Here is a 15,715-nt window from a genome sequence, read left to right as displayed (position 1 = left end):
GCTGGCTTGCCAGCGATGAATTCAACTCGGTTTATCGGGTTGCCTATACTGCGGCCTCAGCAAGCCAAGACTTGTCCCTCATAAAAACCTGATCGAGGCACCCCATGCACCCACCCATCCTCAACCTGCACCAGGTCGAACTCGAACCCCTGCCTGAAGCCCTTGCCCCGGAAGGTGAAACCGCGGGTCGCTACCAGCAAAGCATGGCGCGCATCGGCCAGCAACTCGGTGCGCAAAAACTTGGCTATCGGTTGTACGCCTTGCCGCCGGGCATGCGCGGCAGTCCGTTTCACAGCCACCGGGTCAATGAAGAGATGTTCTATGTGGTGGCCGGGGAGGGCGAAGTGCGCTTGGGTGCCGAACGCTTTCCGATCCGCGCGGGCGACGTGATCGCCTGCCCGCCGGGCGGCCCGGAGACGGCGCATCAGATCATCAATACCAGCGACGCGGAACTGCGTTACCTGGCGGTCAGCACCCAGCAGCAACCGGATATCTGCGAATACCCGGACTCCAACAAATACGCGGTGATGGACAACTTCAAGGTTGATGCCGAGGGCAATGCGTCAGGTTTTGTCGCCGTGGCGCGGCAGGCGGACGGGGTGGATTACTGGGATGGTGAGTAAATAGAGACCTTCGGCGTGGTGCAGCCCCAGTGGGAGCGAGCTTGCTCGCGAATGCAATGTGTCATTCACATCATTGTTAAATGACACACTGCATTCGCGAGCAAGCTCGCTCCCACAGTAGGATTTCCGGGGTTATTCGAGGCGCGCCAGGCGCTCTTCCAGCGCGGCAATCCGTGCTTCCAGCTCTTCGATGCGCTCGACCGAAACGCCGCTGGTCGCGCGCTCCCCAGGATTCTGCCGCGCCGCCAGGATCGCCTCGATGTCCGCCGGATCGCCCAGCGCATGGGTGTAGCGGTCTTCGCGTTGCCCGGCCTGACGCGGGATCAACACCGCCAGCCCACGGGCGATCAGGCGCTCAAGCTGATGCACCACCTGCTCGGCATCTTCGAAATCGTGCATGCGGCCGCTGCGGGTCAGCAACTCATTCACTGTCTGCGGGCCACGCAAGAACATCAAACCGGTGAGAATCACCTGGGCCGGCACCAGCTCCCACGCCTTGTCCAGCTTATGCTCCCAGCGATCAGCGCGACTGCCCATGACCAGTTTGGTGTAACCGTGGCTTTCCAGCGCCCGCAGACTTTGGCCGACCTGGCCCTGAGTCAGGTTCATCACCGGCTCGCGGCTGGTCTTCTGATTGCAGGCCAGCACCAATGCATTGAGGGTCAACGGATAGGTTTCCGGGCTGGTGGCCTGTTTTTCGATCAACGAACCCAGAATGCGGATTTCTGTGGCGTTGAGCCGTGGTTCGTTGGTGGTGGTTGCAAGTTCGGTGGTCATCGCGCGTTCCCTCAGCAGTCGAAGGCGCCTAGCCTAATCCTTGGCTAACAAAAGGCAAGCCGTGTGGTCATCAAGCATGGCTATAATCGCCTCCACGTTCCACCCAGCCACCACACGAGACTGCCATGACCATTTCCCTGTACGCCGCATCCGTCCCGGTTTTTCAACAAATGCTCAACGCCCTGAGCGATGTCCTGAAAAAGGCTGAAGCCCACGCCACCGAGAAAAACATCGACCCGAACGCCTTCCTGCAAGCGCGCCTGTACCCGGACATGTTCCCGCTGGTGCGTCAGGTGCAGATCGCGGTTGACTTCGCCAAGGGCGTTTCCTCGCGTCTGGCCGAAGTCGAAATCCCGAAGTATGACGACACTGAAACCACCTTCGCCGAACTGCAGGCGCTGATCGCCAAGGTGCTGGCCTACATCGGCGAGATCAAGCCGGAGCAGATCAACGGCAAGGAAGGCATCGAGATCGTGACCCGTCCGGGCACGCCGAAAGAGAAGCGCTTCAGCGGTCAGGCTTACCTGCTGAGCTACGGTCTGCCGCAGTTCTTCTTCCACGTCACCACTGCCTATGCGCTGCTGCGCCACAACGGTGTTGAAGTGGGTAAGCGCGATTACATGGGCGCGTACTAAAACACCCCGTAACAAAAAAGCCCGCCAAGGTTCACGCCTTGGCGGGCTTTTTATTGGATAACGCAAAAGATCGCAGCCTGCGGCAGCTCCTACAGGGAAATGCATTCCTAATGTAGGAGCTGCCGCAGGCTGCGATCTTTTGATCTTCAGACTGAACGCTGAATTTTCGCCTCTTCACCGAGGCAAGCCGCCGCGGTGAACAGCACATCGGTGGACGAATTCAGCGCTGTTTCCGCCGAGTCCTGCAGCACACCAATGATGAAACCCACCGCCACCACCTGCATGGCAATCTCGCTGGGAATGCCGAACAGGCTGCACGCCAGCGGAATCAGCAGCAGCGAGCCACCGGCCACGCCCGAGGCGCCACAGGCACAGATCGCCGCGACGACGCTGAGCAGGATCGCGGTCGGAATGTCCACGGCAATCCCCAGCGTGTGCACGGCAGCCAGGCTCAGCACGGTGATGGTGATCGCTGCGCCGGCCATGTTGATGGTGGCGCCCAGCGGGATCGATACCGAGTAGGTGTCTTCATGCAGGCCCAGGCGCTTGCTCAGTTCCAGGTTGACCGGAATGTTCGCTGCCGAGCTGCGGGTGAAGAAGGCAGTGATGCCGCTTTCGCGCAGGCACTTGAGGGTCAGCGGGTACGGGTTGCGGCGCAGCTTCCAGAACACAATCAGCGGGTTCATTACCAGCGCCACAAACAGCATGCAGCCCAGCAGCACGGCCAGCAGGTGCGCATAACCGATCAACGCGCCGAAGCCCGAGGTGGCAAGGGTAGATGCCACCAGACCAAAAATACCCAGCGGGGCGAAACGAATCACTACACGCACGATCACGGTCACGCCGTTGGACAGGTCGCCCAGCACCTCGCGTGTGGTGTCGCCGGCATGGCGAATCGCGACGCCCATGCCGATCGCCCAGGCCAGAATGCCGATGAAGTTGGCATTCATCAGCGCGCTGACCGGGTTGTCGACCACGCTCAACAACAAGCTTTGCAGCACTTCGGCAATGCCGCCCGGCGCGGTGACCGACACGTTGTCGGTGGACAGCACCAGATGCGAGGGAAACGCCATGCTGGCAATCACCGCGACCACGGCTGCGGCGAAAGTACCGAGCAGGTACAGGAACAGGATGGGCCTGATGTGGGTTTCCTGACCGTGCTTGTGGTTGGCAATCGACGCCATTACCAGCACGAACACCAGAATCGGTGCCACGGCTTTCAGCGCCGAGACAAATACTTTGCCGATGAACGCCGAGCCTTTTGCCGCTTCCGGGGCGAACAACGCCAGAGCGATACCGGCGAGCAGGCCGATCAGGATCTGCGTGACCAGACTGAGGTTTTTCAGGCGTTGCAATAGAGAAGGGGATGAAGCGGTCATAACGGCATCTCTGATTTTTTATAGGGTGCAAGGTTGCGTGAAACCGGTGATACATCAAAGGGGCAGGTCACCGGCACGAACCGAAAGGGCTGACGCGCGATCAACGCTGTTAAACGGGCGCTGAACAGGGTGTACGTTTTTCAGGGCGCGGACTTTATCACAGCGTAGGCGTTATCCTTCAGGCCTGTGACGATCTGCCACCGGATTGATCGCCAAGTCGGCAGGTTTATGCAAGTCACTGCTGAAACACTCTGTTAAGATTCGCCATCCTCATTTTAATCATTGCCAGCGGGCCTTCCGGTCATCGCTGGTGTCGTCGTTTTGCTGGAGTTGCTCATGCTGTTGCCCATTCTTCTGTTGTCTGCTGCCGGATTCACGGTGCTGACCACGGAATTCGTCATCGTCGGCCTGTTGCCGGCCATTGCCCGAGACCTGGCGGTAACCATTCCGCAGGCGGGTCTGCTGGTGACGCTGTTCGCTTTCACGGTGGCGATGTTCGGCCCGTTTTTGACCGCCTATTTCGCCCGCTTCGAGCGACGCAAGTTATTCATCACCATTTTGATCATGTTCGGCCTGGCCAACACCGTTGCCGCGCTGGCGCCGAACATCTGGGTCATGGCCATAGCGCGCTTGATCCCGGCCCTCGGCCTGCCGGTGTTCTGGGCCTTGGCCAGCGAGACAGCGGTGGACATCGTCGGCCCGGATCACGCCGGCCGTGCGATTGCCAAGATCGGCTTCGGCATCGTCTGCGCCACGGTATTCGGCATCCCGGTGGGCACGTTGATTTCCGATGCGTTCGGCTGGCGCAGTGCATTCGCGATTCTGGCGGTGATCGCTTTTGCCAAGGCTTTGCTGCTGTTTGTTTATCTGCCGAAAACCAGCCTGCATCAGCACCAGGTCAGCTTCAGCTCGCAGTTCAAGATCCTGCGCAGCCCGCTGATGCTCGGCCATGTGCTGTTGTCGATCCTGGTGTTCAGCGGCATGTTCACCGCCTACACCTATCTGGCCGACATTCTCGAGCGTCTGGCGGGTTTTAACGGCACCGTGGTTGGCTGGTGCCTGATGGGCTTCGGTGCGGTCGGGCTGATCGGCAACTCGCTGGGCGGGCGTGCAGTGGATCGTCATCCGTTGGGGGCGTCCGTGCTGTTCTGCGCGTTCATGATTGCCGGCATGGTCTCGCTGGTGCCGAATATCCACTCGACGCTGGGCCTGGCGGTGGCCATGGGCATCTGGGGAATCACCCAGGCGGCGCTGTTTCTGGTCAGCCATGTGCGCCTGATGAAAGCCGCGCCGCAAGCGCCCGCGTTTGCCGCGTCGCTGAACATCGCCGGCGCCAACCTCGGTATCGGCCTGGGCGCGATGATCGGCGGGCGGGTGATCGACAGTGCTGGCCTGAGCTTTCTCGGCTTCGCCGCTGCCGGGTTCATTCTGTTGTCGGTATTCCTCGCCATGGTCCTGATGACGCTCAAGCCGCGCGAAGAGTGCGCCCAGACGTCATAACGCGGTAAACAGCTCGCGTCGGGCACCTTCGGTAATCGCCACGATGCCGGGGTGCTTGACCTTGCGTTCCACGGAAATGGCATAGAACGACTCGGTCACCGCGTCGGTCTGGCCAATCACCTCAACGCCGTACTGGCGTTTGACTTCATCGGCAATCACGCTCGGACCGATGAAAATCCCGCTGCCCGATTGGCCGAAGGCTTGCATCAGGGCGCTGTCATCGAACTCCCCGACGATTCGCGGCTGGATCTGCTGCTCGGCGAACCAGCGCTGCAAACGGCTGCGCACCACGGTTTCCGCGCCGGGAATCAGCAGCGGTGCGCCGTTGATGCTGCGCGGAAAGTCTTGCCCATATTGCGCCGCCAAATGCGCGGTGGCGAAAAAACTGATCCCGCATTCGCCGAGTTTCTGGCTGTAGCCCTTGATGTCGAGGTGCGACGGCATCGGGCTGTCGGAAATCACCAGGTCCAGACGCTGGATGGCCAGGTCCGCCAACAGGCGTTCGAGCTTGTCTTCGCGGCAGGTGATGCGCAGCGGTTCGTGCAACTCCATGGTCGGCGCGATCAGCCGATAGACGATGGACTTGGGCACCACGTCGGCCACACCGACGCGAAACAGGATCTGCTGTTCGTTGGGCTGGGCACGCAGCATCAACTCCAGTTCGCCGCCCAACTGGAACATCTGCTCAGCGTAGGGCAGGGCCTGGCGTCCGGCTTCGGTCAGCTCCAGCTGGCGGCCGACCCGTTGAAACAGTTCGATACCGTAGGTTTGTTCGAGCAGCGAAATCTGCCCGCTGATGGTTTGCGGAGTGAGGTTGAGTTGCTCGCAGGCACGCACGATGCTGCCGGTCTTGGCGACCACCCAGAAGTAATGCAGTTGTCGGTAATTGAGCACTCTAAGGTTCCCCCTCCCTGTAGGAGCTGCCGCAGGCTGCGATCTTTTGATCTTGCTAAAAAAATCAAAAGATCGCAGCCTTCGACAGCTCCTGCACTGATGGTCATAGTTCGTTAAAGCCGAAGTATAGCCGCTAAAAATACGAATTTTCCTGAAGTGTTTGTCTCCCTAGAATGCCCAGCCATCGACGGGTGGTCTGTGACCCTGTCTGTTCATTCGAAGGAAGTCTCATGAAATACACAATCCCTGCATTGATGTTTACGTCTTTACTGCTCATGGCCGGTTGCGATCAGGCCGAGAAAAGTGCCCAGCAGTTGATGGGCAAGGCGGCCGAAAGCGCCAAACAGGCGATCGACGATACGCACAAAGCTGCTGAACAAGCGCTCAGCGACGCCACCGGCGGCTTGATCGAGAAAAAAGAAGCGCCGGAAAAAGATACGGAACAATCCGAATCTTCCTCCAAGACCCTCTAAACCGTCATATAAGAGTCAGGACTGACCCATGGAATATCTGTTAGAACTCGCCGCCAGCCCCGCCGCCTGGGTTGCTTTGGCCACACTGGTGGTGATGGAAATCGTGCTCGGCATCGATAACCTGATCTTTATTTCGATCCTGACCAACAAGTTGCCTGTGCAGCATCGGCAGAAGGCGCGCCGCATCGGTATCGGCATGGCGCTGATCCTGCGTCTGGCCCTGTTGAGCACCATCGCTTTCATCGTGCAGTTGACCGAACCTGTAATCGAAATCATGGGCCAGGCGTTCTCCTGGAAAGACATGATCCTGATTGCCGGTGGTCTGTTCCTGGTGTGGAAAGCCACGACCGAGATCCATCACAGCATGGACCCGGCCCCGGAAGACCCGAAAACTGCGACTTCGACCGTGACCCTGGGCTTCGCTGCCGCAATCGGTCAGATCCTGATGCTGGACATGGTGTTCTCCATCGACAGCATCATTACTGCGGTGGGCATGACTGAACACTTGCCGATCATGGTGATCGCGGTGGTGGTCTCGGTGATGGTGATGCTGTTCGCAGCTGAGCCGCTGGCCAAGTTCATCAACGACAACCCGACGGTGGTGATGCTGGCCCTGGGCTTCCTGATCATGATCGGCATGACGCTGATCGCCGAAGGCTTCGGTGCCCATGTACCGAAAGGTTATGTGTACGCGGCCATGGCCTTCTCGGCAGCGATTGAAGTGCTGAACATGATGTCGCGCCGGGCGAAGCAGAAGAAGCTGGCTCAGCAGGCTTAACCTGCAGCAAACCAAAAGGCCGGCTGGACTCGTCGAGTTCAGCCGGCCTTTTTGCTTATGCCTCATGCCGTACGGCTTGTGCCTTATGTAGGAGCTGCCGAAGGCTGCGATCTTTTGATCTTCAAAGTCAAAAGATCGCAGCCTTCGGCAGCTCCTACAGAGGTCTTACATCAACTGACCGGTCAGTGCGCGGTCGCGTGGCGGGTACGGTGCTTTTCAGGCTTGTGAGCCGAGGCGGATTCGACCGGGTGGTGATGCCGCCGCGCAATGCGCAGCACGCCCCACAACATGGCGCTGGCAACGGCCAGCCAGCCGGCTATCAACATTACGATGGTCATGGTCAGGCTCATCAGTGCCTCCTCTTTGCCCTGCATCGGGCACACACTTTTTCAATTCGCTCTGTTTCAGTGACAGTCTAGACAATGGGGTGTTTCAGACTATTGACCAAAGGTCGGTGATGACCAATCAGTTCGCTCTATGCAATCGATCGGTCTGCGGGTTAAGGCTATACCGCAGCCGTGCGTCGCCCTATGATCACAGGCGTTGCCGGAACACGATGACCGGCGTCTGATCAGAGAGTGACAATGGTGCAGGTATTGACTCGATTGCGAGGGGCGTTGCTGGTGGCCGGTTGCGCGGCTGTATTGGCGGGGTGTGCGGGCACTGTCGCGCCGCAGGTCAAGCGCCTGCCGGAGCGGGTCGAACTCAGCGGTACATTCTATCGCGGTGAAGCCAATCAGAGTGGTCCGCAGGTGCTGGCCAGCCTGTTGTCGCAGCAGGGCATCATGATCACGCCGGGGCTGCTGGAAAAACCGTTGCATCTGCCGGGGGCACAGGATCAGTTGCAGCAGAATCTGCAGAACCTGGCCCGGGATTACGGCATGGTGGTTTATCCGCTGGACAAGAACCTGCCAGCCTTGTTGACCCAGGTGGCGGCCGGTTATCCGGTAATGGTGCGTTTCAGTGAAGGCTCGGCGTTCTGGGCTGAACCGCGTTACGCCATTCTTTCCGGTTACGACCGCTTGAAACAGAAAGTACTGTTGCGCGCCGGAATGAATCGCCGCGAACTCATGAGTTTCAGTTCCTTCGAGTCGGCGTTCGAAAAGTCGGGCGGTTGGGCCGTGCTGATCCAGAAGCCGTCGCAGATTCCTGCCGAGGTTGATCGTCAGCGCTGGCTGAAGGCCGCCGATGAGTTGGCGCAGGCCGGGCAGGAACGTGAAGCGGAGCAAGCCAAAAAGGCACTGGCTGCACATTAAGCCTCCGTTCGTCATTTGCCGGGCACCCTCACGCCCGGCACGCCTCTTAACGATAGAGCCCGAATGTGCGGGTGAATCAGGAGGCGAGCATGGCAGATTCCCCATCCCCGAAAGGCCCACACTCAAGCGAGCATTCGTCCGGTCATGATCTGGGTTTCGATCCGGATTCCCCGGATCTCGACGACCCGCAGGTTGATCCGGTCGGCCCTGCCAAGGCGCCGAAGGATGTGGAAACCGGCGAAGACAGCAAGCGTCCGGCCAAGCCTTACGATCCGTTGGCTGACCTGAAACCCTAAGTGAGGTGCGTATGAGTACCGATTCCAGCTTTGATGATAAAAAACCGGACAGCGTGCCGACCACGCCTGAGGATGACGTGGATCCCGTGCTGGATCCGGACAGTCCGCTGCGTGATCCGTTGGCCCGGCCTAATGTGCTGACGCCAGATCCGAGCGCTGGCGATGGCATTCCGGACGACGACAAAATGCCGTTACCCAATGATTGAATAACGGGTATTTAACCACTGGCTGAATAACTCTGTGGCGAGGGAGCTTGCTCCCGCTGGACTGCGCAGCAGGCCTTTTCTTATTAAAAAAGAAGGTCCGCTACGCGCCCCAGCGGGAGCAAGCGCCCTCGCCACAGTTGGTCTTTCCGGTTACTTGGAGGCTTCGACCACGCCGCTCTGGCGCGCCTTGAGGTTCTTTTCGGCCTTGTATTGTTGGGCCACTGCCGGAACGTTGGTGCTGCGTCCGGTTTCCATCCAGCTGCGGATACGGCTGGCATCGGCGAAGTGTGTGTACTTGCCGAATGCATCGAGAATCACCAGGGCAACCGGGCGGTTGCTCATCCGTGTCACCAGCACCAGACAATGACCCGCCGGGTTGGTGAAGCCGGTTTTAGTGATTTTGATGTCCCAGTCGGCCTTGTTCACCAAGTGATCGGTGTTGCGGAAGCCCAAGGTGTAGTTGGGTTTGCGGAATGACACCGTTTTTTCCTTGGTGGTCGTCAGTTCAGTGAGGATCGGGTGCTTGCTCGCGGCCACCAACAGTTTGCTCAGATCGCGGGCGGTGGAAACGTTACGTTCCGACAAGCCGGTCGGTTCGACATAGTGGGTGTTGGTCATGCCCAGTGCCTTGGCCTTGGCATTCATCGCCGCGATGAATGCTGCATAACCGCCCGGGTAGTGATGCGCAAGGCTGGCGGCTGCACGGTTTTCCGAGGACATCAGGGCAATCAGCAACATTTCCCGGCGCGGCAGTTCGCTCTTCAGTTTGACTCGGGAGAACACGCCTTTCATTTCTGGCGTGTGGCTGATGTCGACGTCGATCCATTCGTCCATGTTCTGGTGCGCTTCAACGACCACCAGCCCGGTCATCAGCTTGCTGACCGACGCGATGGGTACGATCACATCCGGGTTGCTCGAATAGATGACTTTATTGGTCTGCAAATCCATGAGCAGGGCGCTGCCGGAGGCGATCTTCAGTTGCGAAGCATCGCGTGGCGCAGCAGTGGTTTCAGCGGCGTTGACGGTTGGCGTGACGAATGTGCCTGAAAAAGCAAAAACCAGGCTCAGGATCGAAAGACGAATTTTCACGCGGGCGAACTCATAAAGGTTGGATATTCCGTTAGTTTGTAACGGGTTATTTCTTCAAAGCGTCGCATTCTAGGAGTATGGCTGAAGATCTGTCGATGGTTGTTTGAATGACCTGAAAATCTCGTGAAAAGGCCTGTAAAAAGAGGGGTTTCCGGCGAACGGTTAGTGTTTTTTCTCAGATACAAAAAACCCCGCACAAAGCGGGGTTCTTTTATTGCGGAAAAACCTCTCAGGCGTGCAGGGTTTCTGCCGCGTAGAGGGTGTTTTCCAGCAGGCAGGCGCGGGTCATCGGGCCAACACCGCCCGGCACCGGAGTGATCCAGCCGGCGCGGGGCAGAGCGGTTTCGTACACCACGTCACCGACCAGCTTGCCATCGTCCTGGCGGTTGATGCCGACGTCGATCACGATCGCGCCTTCCTTGATCCACTCGCCCTTGACCAGGCCCGGCTTGCCGGCGGCGACCACCACCAGATCGGCGCGACCGACGTGGCCGGCCAGATCCTTGGTAAAGCGGTGGGTGACGGTCACGGTGCAACCGGCCAGCAGCAGTTCCATTGCCATCGGGCGACCGACGATGTTGGAGGCGCCCACCACTACCGCGTCGAGGCCATAAAGGTCCACGCCAGTACTTTCCAGCAAGGTCATGATGCCTTTTGGCGTGCACGGACGCAGCAGCGGGATGCGCTGTGCCAGGCGACCGACGTTATAAGGATGAAAGCCATCGACGTCTTTGTCCGGGCGGATGCGCTCCAGCAGTTTGGAGGCGTCCAGGTGCTCGGGCAGGGGCAGTTGCAGCAGCACGCCGTCGATGGCCGGGTCGTCGTTGAGGCGATCGATCAGATCGGTCAGCGCTTCTTGAGTGGTGTCGGAGGGCAGGTCGTAGGCTTGAGAGAGGAAGCCTACCTCTTCACAGTCTTTACGCTTGTGCGAGACATAAACCTGAGAGGCAGGATCGCTGCCGACCAGGATCACCGCGAGGCCGGGAGTGCGCAGACCTTGCTGGCGACGCTCGGCAACTCGTTGGGCGATCTGCTGGCGCAGGCTGGCGGCGATCGATTTGCCGTCGATTAGTTGTGCAGTCATTGCGCGTGATTAACCATCGAGAGGGGAAAAAAAGAGAACGCATTCTCGCATGTCAGACGGTGAGGGCAAAGGCGCTTGGTCAGCAAATTCCCCTAACTCCTTTAATTAAATGAATTTTTTTCAAAAAGGATTTGACGACCTTGGGAGCGCTCTATACTATTCGTCGCACTTGTCGGGCACAGCCTAGCACTGGTTAAGAAGGTTGAGCGGAATTAGCGTTCTGCGAAGCTGGAAAGCATTTAGTTTGTAGTCCTCCAAGGTTACAGATTAATAAGGCGCCCGTAGCTCAGCTGGATAGAGCATCCGCCTTCTAAGCGGATGGTCGCAGGTTCGAGTCCTGCCGGGTGCGCCATTAGGCAGCTTTGGCACAAGTAGCGCGATATGGTGGGCGTAGCTCAGTTGGTAGAGCACGGGATTGTGACTCCCGTTGTCGTGGGTTCGATCCCCATCGTCCACCCCATATTTCGAAAGGCGCCAGATGTAACAGTCTGGCGCCTTTGCTTTAAAAGCTTCATCTGCGGATGTGGTGGAATTGGTAGACACACTGGATTTAGGTTCCAGCGCCGCGAGGCGTAAGAGTTCGAGTCTCTTCATCCGCACCAATTAAAGCTTCATTCTTGCCGCAGGCCTGATGAAGTTCAGCAAAGAAGTTGAATGGCTTTTTTGTGACGCAATATGGTGGGCGTAGCTCAGTTGGTAGAGCACGGGATTGTGACTCCCGTTGTCGTGGGTTCGATCCCCATCGTCCACCCCATATTTCGAAAAGGCGCCAGATTTAACAGTCTGGCGCCTTTTTTGTTTTACGGTTTGTGGTTTATTGCGCCGGGTTTCAGGTCGAAGGGCAGGGCGTTTCGTCGTGTTTGCGGGCTTGCAGCCTGCGTGTCGACCACCGGCCATGTTCGCCGGATCGGCCGTCAGGGAGATGGCTCGCAGTCTCTTCTATATATAGAGGCGGTTGAGGCAGAGCCCTGGCGTGATGGTCTTTATTCGTCTTCGGGGTGGAATGCATTGCTGCATTCCCACCTATAAATGGCCTGCTGTTTTTTTACCCGTTTTCAGTAGGGTGACTTCTTGAGTTTGACCCACTAGAATGCATGCCCTTGATTCTGGGGTCGGAAACGGCCGGCTAACGTCTGTGCAACGAGGAATATCCATGCAAGTTTCTGTTGAAAATACTACTGCTCTTGAGCGCCGCATGAGCGTCACCGTGCCGGCTGAGCGCATTGAGAGCCAGGTCAACAAGCGTCTGCAGCAGACTGCCCAAAAGGCCAAGATTGCTGGCTTCCGTCCAGGCAAAGTGCCAATGAGCGAAATCAAGCGCCGTTTCGGTGCTGACGCTCGTCAGGAAGCTGTTGGTGATGTCATCCAGTCCTCCTTCTATGAAGCCGTGGTTGAGCAGAAGCTGAACCCTGCCGGTTCGCCTTCGATCGAGCCGAAGTCGCTGGAAGCTGGCAAGGACCTGGAATACGTTGCCGTATTCGAAGTGTTCCCTGAGTTCACCGTTGCCGGTTTCGACGGCATCACTGTCGAGCGCCTGAGCGCTGACGTGGCTGACGCTGATCTGGACAAGATGCTGGACATCCTGCGCAAGCAGAACACCCGTTTTGAAGTGGCCGACCGCGCTGCCCAGAACGAAGACCAGCTGAACATCGATTTCGTTGGCAAGGTTGACGGCGAAGCATTCGCCGGCGGCTCCGCCAAAGGCACTCAGCTGGTGCTGGGTTCCGGTCGCATGATTCCGGGCTTCGAAGAAGGCCTGGTTGGCGCGAAGGCAGGCGAAGAGCGCGTTCTGAACCTGACCTTCCCTGAGGACTATCAGAACCTGGACCTGGCTGGCAAAACCGCCGAGTTCACCGTGACCGTCAACACCGTTTCCGAGCCGAAACTGCCAGAGCTGAACGAAGAATTCTTCGCTCAATTCGGCATCAAGGAAACCGGTCTGGAAGGCTTCCGCACCGAAGTTCGCAAGAACATGGAGCGTGAGCTGCGTCAGGCCATCAAGTCCAAGGTAAAAAATCAGGTCATGGACGGTCTGCTGGCCACCAACCCGATCGAAGTGCCAAAGGCTCTGCTGTCCAACGAAGTTGACCGTCTGCGCGTGCAGGCTGTTCAGCAGTTCGGCGGCAACATCAAGCCTGATCAACTGCCGGCCGAGCTGTTCGAAGAGCAAGCCAAGCGCCGTGTAGTGCTGGGTCTGATCGTGGCTGAAGTGGTCAAGCAGTTCGACCTGAAGCCTGACGAAGCCCGCGTTCGTGAAATGATTCAGGAAATGGCTTCGGCTTACCAGGAACCTGAGCAGGTCGTGTCCTGGTACTACAAGAACGAGCAGCAACTGAACGAAGTCCGTTCGGTTGTGCTGGAAGAACAAGTTGTGGATACTGTTCTGCAGAAAGCTAGCGTGACCGACAAATCGGTCTCTTACGAAGAAGCGGTCAAGCCGGTAGAAGCTCCAAAAGCCGACTGATTGTTTTTGCGTTAGGAAGTACACACATAAGCCAGCCTTCGAGCTGGCTTATGCGTATTCAAGACATAACTATTTGGGAGTGACTGCAGAGCATGTTCCGTAATTCGTATATTCAGCAGAACTCTGATATCCAGGCCGCCGGCGGCCTGGTCCCGATGGTTGTCGAGCAATCTGCTCGTGGCGAGCGCGCCTATGACATCTACTCGCGCCTTCTGAAGGAGCGCGTAATCTTTCTGGTGGGTCCTGTAGAGGACTACATGGCCAACCTGATCTGTGCGCAATTGCTGTTCCTTGAAGCGGAAAACCCGGACAAGGACATCCATCTCTATATCAACTCCCCGGGCGGTTCGGTGACAGCGGGCATGTCGATCTACGACACCATGCAGTTCATCAAGCCAAACGTATCGACGACGTGCATTGGTCAGGCGTGCAGCATGGGTGCATTCCTGCTGACGGCCGGTGCTCCAGGCAAGCGTTTCTGCCTGCCGAACTCGCGTGTGATGATTCACCAGCCGCTGGGCGGTTTCCAGGGTCAGGCCTCGGATATCGAAATCCATGCCAAGGAAATCCTCTTCATCCGCGAGCGTCTGAACACGCTGATGGCCAAGCACAGCGGTCGTACGCTTGAAGAAATCGAGCGCGATACCAACCGCGACAACTTCATGAGTGCAGAAGCTGCGAAGGAATACGGTCTGATCGACGAAGTCATCAACCAGCGTCCTGCGTAAAATAAGCAGCTCAAAATAAGGTGGGTCGGCAGGTCCGACCACCAGCGGGCTTGAAAAAGCCCGCAATAGCCTTCATCTTGTGTTGCAAGCCTATCGGATTTGGATCGAACGAATGACTGACACCCGCAACGGCGAGGACAACGGCAAGCTGCTCTATTGCTCCTTCTGTGGCAAAAGCCAGCATGAAGTACGCAAATTGATTGCCGGCCCCTCGGTCTTTATCTGCGACGAGTGCGTCGACTTGTGCAATGACATCATCCGCGAGGAGGTGCAGGAAGCACAGGCCGAAAGCAGCGCGCATAAATTGCCTTCGCCTAAAGAAATCAGCGGCATCCTTGACCAGTATGTAATCGGTCAGGAGCGTGCGAAAAAGGTTCTGGCCGTAGCGGTGTACAACCACTACAAGCGTCTGAACCAGCGTGACAAGAAGGCTGACGACGTCGAACTCGGCAAGAGCAACATCCTGCTGATCGGCCCGACAGGCTCCGGTAAAACCCTGCTGGCCGAAACACTGGCCCGCTTGCTGAACGTTCCATTCACCATCGCCGACGCCACCACCCTCACCGAGGCTGGCTACGTAGGTGAAGATGTCGAGAACATCATTCAGAAACTGCTGCAAAAGTGCGATTACGACGTGGAAAAGGCCCAGATGGGCATTGTCTACATCGACGAAATCGACAAGATTTCCCGCAAGTCCGACAATCCGTCGATCACCCGCGATGTTTCCGGTGAAGGCGTGCAACAGGCCTTGCTCAAGTTGATCGAAGGCACGGTCGCTTCCGTCCCGCCGCAAGGTGGCCGCAAGCATCCGCAGCAGGAATTCCTGCAGGTCGACACCCGTAACATCCTGTTCATCTGCGGTGGTGCGTTCTCCGGTCTGGAAAAGGTTATTCAAAACCGTTCCACCAAGGGCGGCATCGGGTTCAACGCAGAAGTGCGCAGCAAGGAAGAAGGCAAGAAAGTCGGTGAATCCCTGCGTGAAGTCGAGCCTGACGATCTGGTCAAGTTCGGTCTGATCCCGGAATTCGTCGGTCGTCTGCCGGTTCTGGCGACACTGGACGAACTCGACGAGGCTGCGCTGATGCAGATCCTCACCGAGCCGAAAAATGCTCTGACCAAGCAGTATGCCAAGCTGTTCGAGATGGAAGGCGTGGATCTGGAGTTCCGGACCGACGCACTGAAATCGGTTGCCAAGCGAGCTCTGGAGCGTAAAACCGGTGCCCGTGGCCTGCGGTCGATTCTTGAGGGTGTGCTGCTCGACACGATGTACGAAATCCCTTCGCAGTCCGAAGTGAGCAAAGTCGTCATCGATGAAAGCGTGATTGAAGGCAAGTCCAAGCCACTGTATATCTACGAAAACAGTGAGCCGACGGCCAAGGCAGCGCCGGACGCGTAAGCGTCCACACTGCCGGAACAAAGAAGGGGCCTTCGGGCCTCTTTTTTTTTATGGCGTTTTTTACATCCGCTTTGCGCTTGTTTTTTTTCAAGGCAGCCCCCATCTTGGTTTCAAGCTTAATTCCATCTGATTACGGC

The 15,715-nt window shown here is 57.8% G+C and carries 17 protein-coding genes and 4 tRNA genes; 15 read left to right on the top strand and 6 right to left on the bottom strand.

Features of this window, described 5'->3' with window-relative positions; all coding sequences use genetic code 11:
• Positions 1–104 precede the first annotated feature (104 nt).
• A complete protein-coding gene (locus L6D63_RS18590) occupies positions 105–623 on the top strand; it encodes a cupin domain-containing protein (protein WP_047291559.1) in 519 nt (172 codons plus the stop codon).
• A gap of 132 nt (positions 624–755) precedes the next feature.
• Here the strand turns inward: L6D63_RS18590 and L6D63_RS18585 are convergent, their stop codons facing one another.
• Positions 756–1,400: a YceH family protein gene (locus L6D63_RS18585; protein ID WP_131670110.1), complete on the bottom strand. Its 645-nt coding sequence runs from the start codon at positions 1,398–1,400 to the stop codon at positions 756–758.
• A gap of 125 nt (positions 1,401–1,525) precedes the next feature.
• On the opposite strand from L6D63_RS18585, the gene L6D63_RS18580 reads away from it, so the two are divergent.
• The gene (locus tag L6D63_RS18580; protein ID WP_047291564.1) at positions 1,526–2,035 is read left to right on the top strand and encodes a DUF1993 domain-containing protein; all 510 of its coding nucleotides are present in this window, start codon (positions 1,526–1,528) and stop codon (positions 2,033–2,035) included.
• 146 nt (positions 2,036–2,181) lie between these two features.
• Here the strand turns inward: L6D63_RS18580 and sstT are convergent, their stop codons facing one another.
• Complete coding sequence (gene sstT, locus L6D63_RS18575; protein ID WP_131670111.1) at positions 2,182–3,414, bottom strand: serine/threonine transporter SstT; 1,233 nt, start codon at positions 3,412–3,414, stop codon at positions 2,182–2,184.
• A 336-nt stretch (positions 3,415–3,750) separates the two neighbouring features.
• On the opposite strand from sstT, the gene L6D63_RS18570 reads away from it, so the two are divergent.
• The gene (locus L6D63_RS18570) at positions 3,751–4,914 is read left to right on the top strand and encodes an MFS transporter (RefSeq protein WP_047291568.1); all 1,164 of its coding nucleotides are present in this window, start codon (positions 3,751–3,753) and stop codon (positions 4,912–4,914) included.
• Here the strand turns inward: L6D63_RS18570 and nhaR are convergent.
• Positions 4,909–5,808: a transcriptional activator NhaR gene (nhaR, locus tag L6D63_RS18565; protein ID WP_131670112.1), complete on the bottom strand. Its 900-nt coding sequence runs from the start codon at positions 5,806–5,808 to the stop codon at positions 4,909–4,911. The genes L6D63_RS18570 and nhaR overlap by 6 nt on opposite strands.
• A 230-nt stretch (positions 5,809–6,038) precedes the next feature.
• Between nhaR and L6D63_RS18560 the strand changes: the two genes are divergently transcribed.
• Both L6D63_RS18560 and L6D63_RS18555 read left to right on the top strand, forming a co-directional pair.
• Positions 6,039–6,281 carry a hypothetical protein gene (locus L6D63_RS18560; protein ID WP_131670113.1) on the top strand — a complete coding sequence of 81 codons (243 nt, stop codon included), beginning with the start codon at positions 6,039–6,041 and terminating at the stop codon, positions 6,279–6,281.
• 28 nt (positions 6,282–6,309) lie between these two features.
• Entirely contained in the window at positions 6,310–7,059 is a 750-nt protein-coding gene (locus L6D63_RS18555) for a TerC family protein (RefSeq protein ID WP_041074106.1), read from the top strand.
• A 182-nt stretch (positions 7,060–7,241) separates the two neighbouring features.
• Here the strand turns inward: L6D63_RS18555 and L6D63_RS18550 are convergent, their stop codons facing one another.
• Positions 7,242–7,409 carry a hypothetical protein gene (locus L6D63_RS18550; RefSeq protein ID WP_177440021.1) on the bottom strand — a complete coding sequence of 56 codons (168 nt, stop codon included), beginning with the start codon at positions 7,407–7,409 and terminating at the stop codon, positions 7,242–7,244.
• A gap of 234 nt (positions 7,410–7,643) precedes the next feature.
• On the opposite strand from L6D63_RS18550, the gene L6D63_RS18545 reads away from it, so the two are divergent.
• The 3 genes from L6D63_RS18545 to L6D63_RS18535 all read left to right on the top strand — a co-directional run bounded on the left by L6D63_RS18545 (position 7,644) and on the right by L6D63_RS18535 (position 8,817).
• Positions 7,644–8,315: a lipoprotein gene (locus L6D63_RS18545; protein ID WP_047291579.1), complete on the top strand. Its 672-nt coding sequence runs from the start codon at positions 7,644–7,646 to the stop codon at positions 8,313–8,315.
• A gap of 89 nt (positions 8,316–8,404) precedes the next feature.
• The gene (locus L6D63_RS18540; protein WP_041074110.1) at positions 8,405–8,611 is read left to right on the top strand and encodes a DUF6021 family protein; all 207 of its coding nucleotides are present in this window, start codon (positions 8,405–8,407) and stop codon (positions 8,609–8,611) included.
• A gap of 11 nt (positions 8,612–8,622) precedes the next feature.
• Entirely contained in the window at positions 8,623–8,817 is a 195-nt protein-coding gene (locus L6D63_RS18535; protein WP_047291581.1) for a hypothetical protein, read from the top strand.
• Positions 8,818–8,967: 150 nt separating this feature from the next.
• Here L6D63_RS18535 and pbpG read toward each other — a convergent pair whose 3' ends face one another.
• Both pbpG and folD read right to left on the bottom strand, forming a co-directional pair.
• Positions 8,968–9,906, bottom strand: coding sequence for a D-alanyl-D-alanine endopeptidase (gene pbpG, locus L6D63_RS18530; RefSeq protein ID WP_041074112.1), 939 nt, complete (start codon positions 9,904–9,906; stop codon positions 8,968–8,970).
• Between the two features lie 229 nt (positions 9,907–10,135).
• Entirely contained in the window at positions 10,136–10,990 is an 855-nt protein-coding gene (gene folD / locus L6D63_RS18525) for a bifunctional methylenetetrahydrofolate dehydrogenase/methenyltetrahydrofolate cyclohydrolase FolD (RefSeq protein ID WP_041074114.1), read from the bottom strand.
• Positions 10,991–11,265: 275 nt separating this feature from the next.
• On the opposite strand from folD, the gene L6D63_RS18520 reads away from it, so the two are divergent.
• The 7 genes from L6D63_RS18520 to clpX all read left to right on the top strand — a co-directional run bounded on the left by L6D63_RS18520 (position 11,266) and on the right by clpX (position 15,578).
• Positions 11,266–11,342, top strand: a tRNA-Arg gene (locus L6D63_RS18520).
• A gap of 32 nt (positions 11,343–11,374) precedes the next feature.
• Positions 11,375–11,450 (top strand) — tRNA-His (locus L6D63_RS18515).
• Between the two features lie 57 nt (positions 11,451–11,507).
• Positions 11,508–11,592 (top strand) — tRNA-Leu (locus tag L6D63_RS18510).
• Positions 11,593–11,668: 76 nt separating this feature from the next.
• Positions 11,669–11,744, top strand: a tRNA-His gene (locus L6D63_RS18505).
• A gap of 399 nt (positions 11,745–12,143) precedes the next feature.
• Entirely contained in the window at positions 12,144–13,454 is a 1,311-nt protein-coding gene (gene tig, locus L6D63_RS18500) for a trigger factor (RefSeq protein ID WP_041073914.1), read from the top strand.
• Between the two features lie 92 nt (positions 13,455–13,546).
• The gene (clpP, locus tag L6D63_RS18495) at positions 13,547–14,182 is read left to right on the top strand and encodes an ATP-dependent Clp endopeptidase proteolytic subunit ClpP (protein ID WP_007951559.1); all 636 of its coding nucleotides are present in this window, start codon (positions 13,547–13,549) and stop codon (positions 14,180–14,182) included.
• 112 nt (positions 14,183–14,294) lie between these two features.
• Entirely contained in the window at positions 14,295–15,578 is a 1,284-nt protein-coding gene (clpX, locus tag L6D63_RS18490) for an ATP-dependent Clp protease ATP-binding subunit ClpX (RefSeq protein ID WP_003223632.1), read from the top strand.
• Positions 15,579–15,715 lie beyond the last annotated feature (137 nt).

Origin of the sequence: Pseudomonas parakoreensis, from assembly GCF_021602155.1 — a bacterium.
In the GTDB taxonomy this organism is placed as follows: domain Bacteria; phylum Pseudomonadota; class Gammaproteobacteria; order Pseudomonadales; family Pseudomonadaceae; genus Aquipseudomonas; species Aquipseudomonas parakoreensis.
Note: the sequence above shows the minus strand (reverse complement) of the source record. Positions and strands in the feature narration are given on the sequence as shown.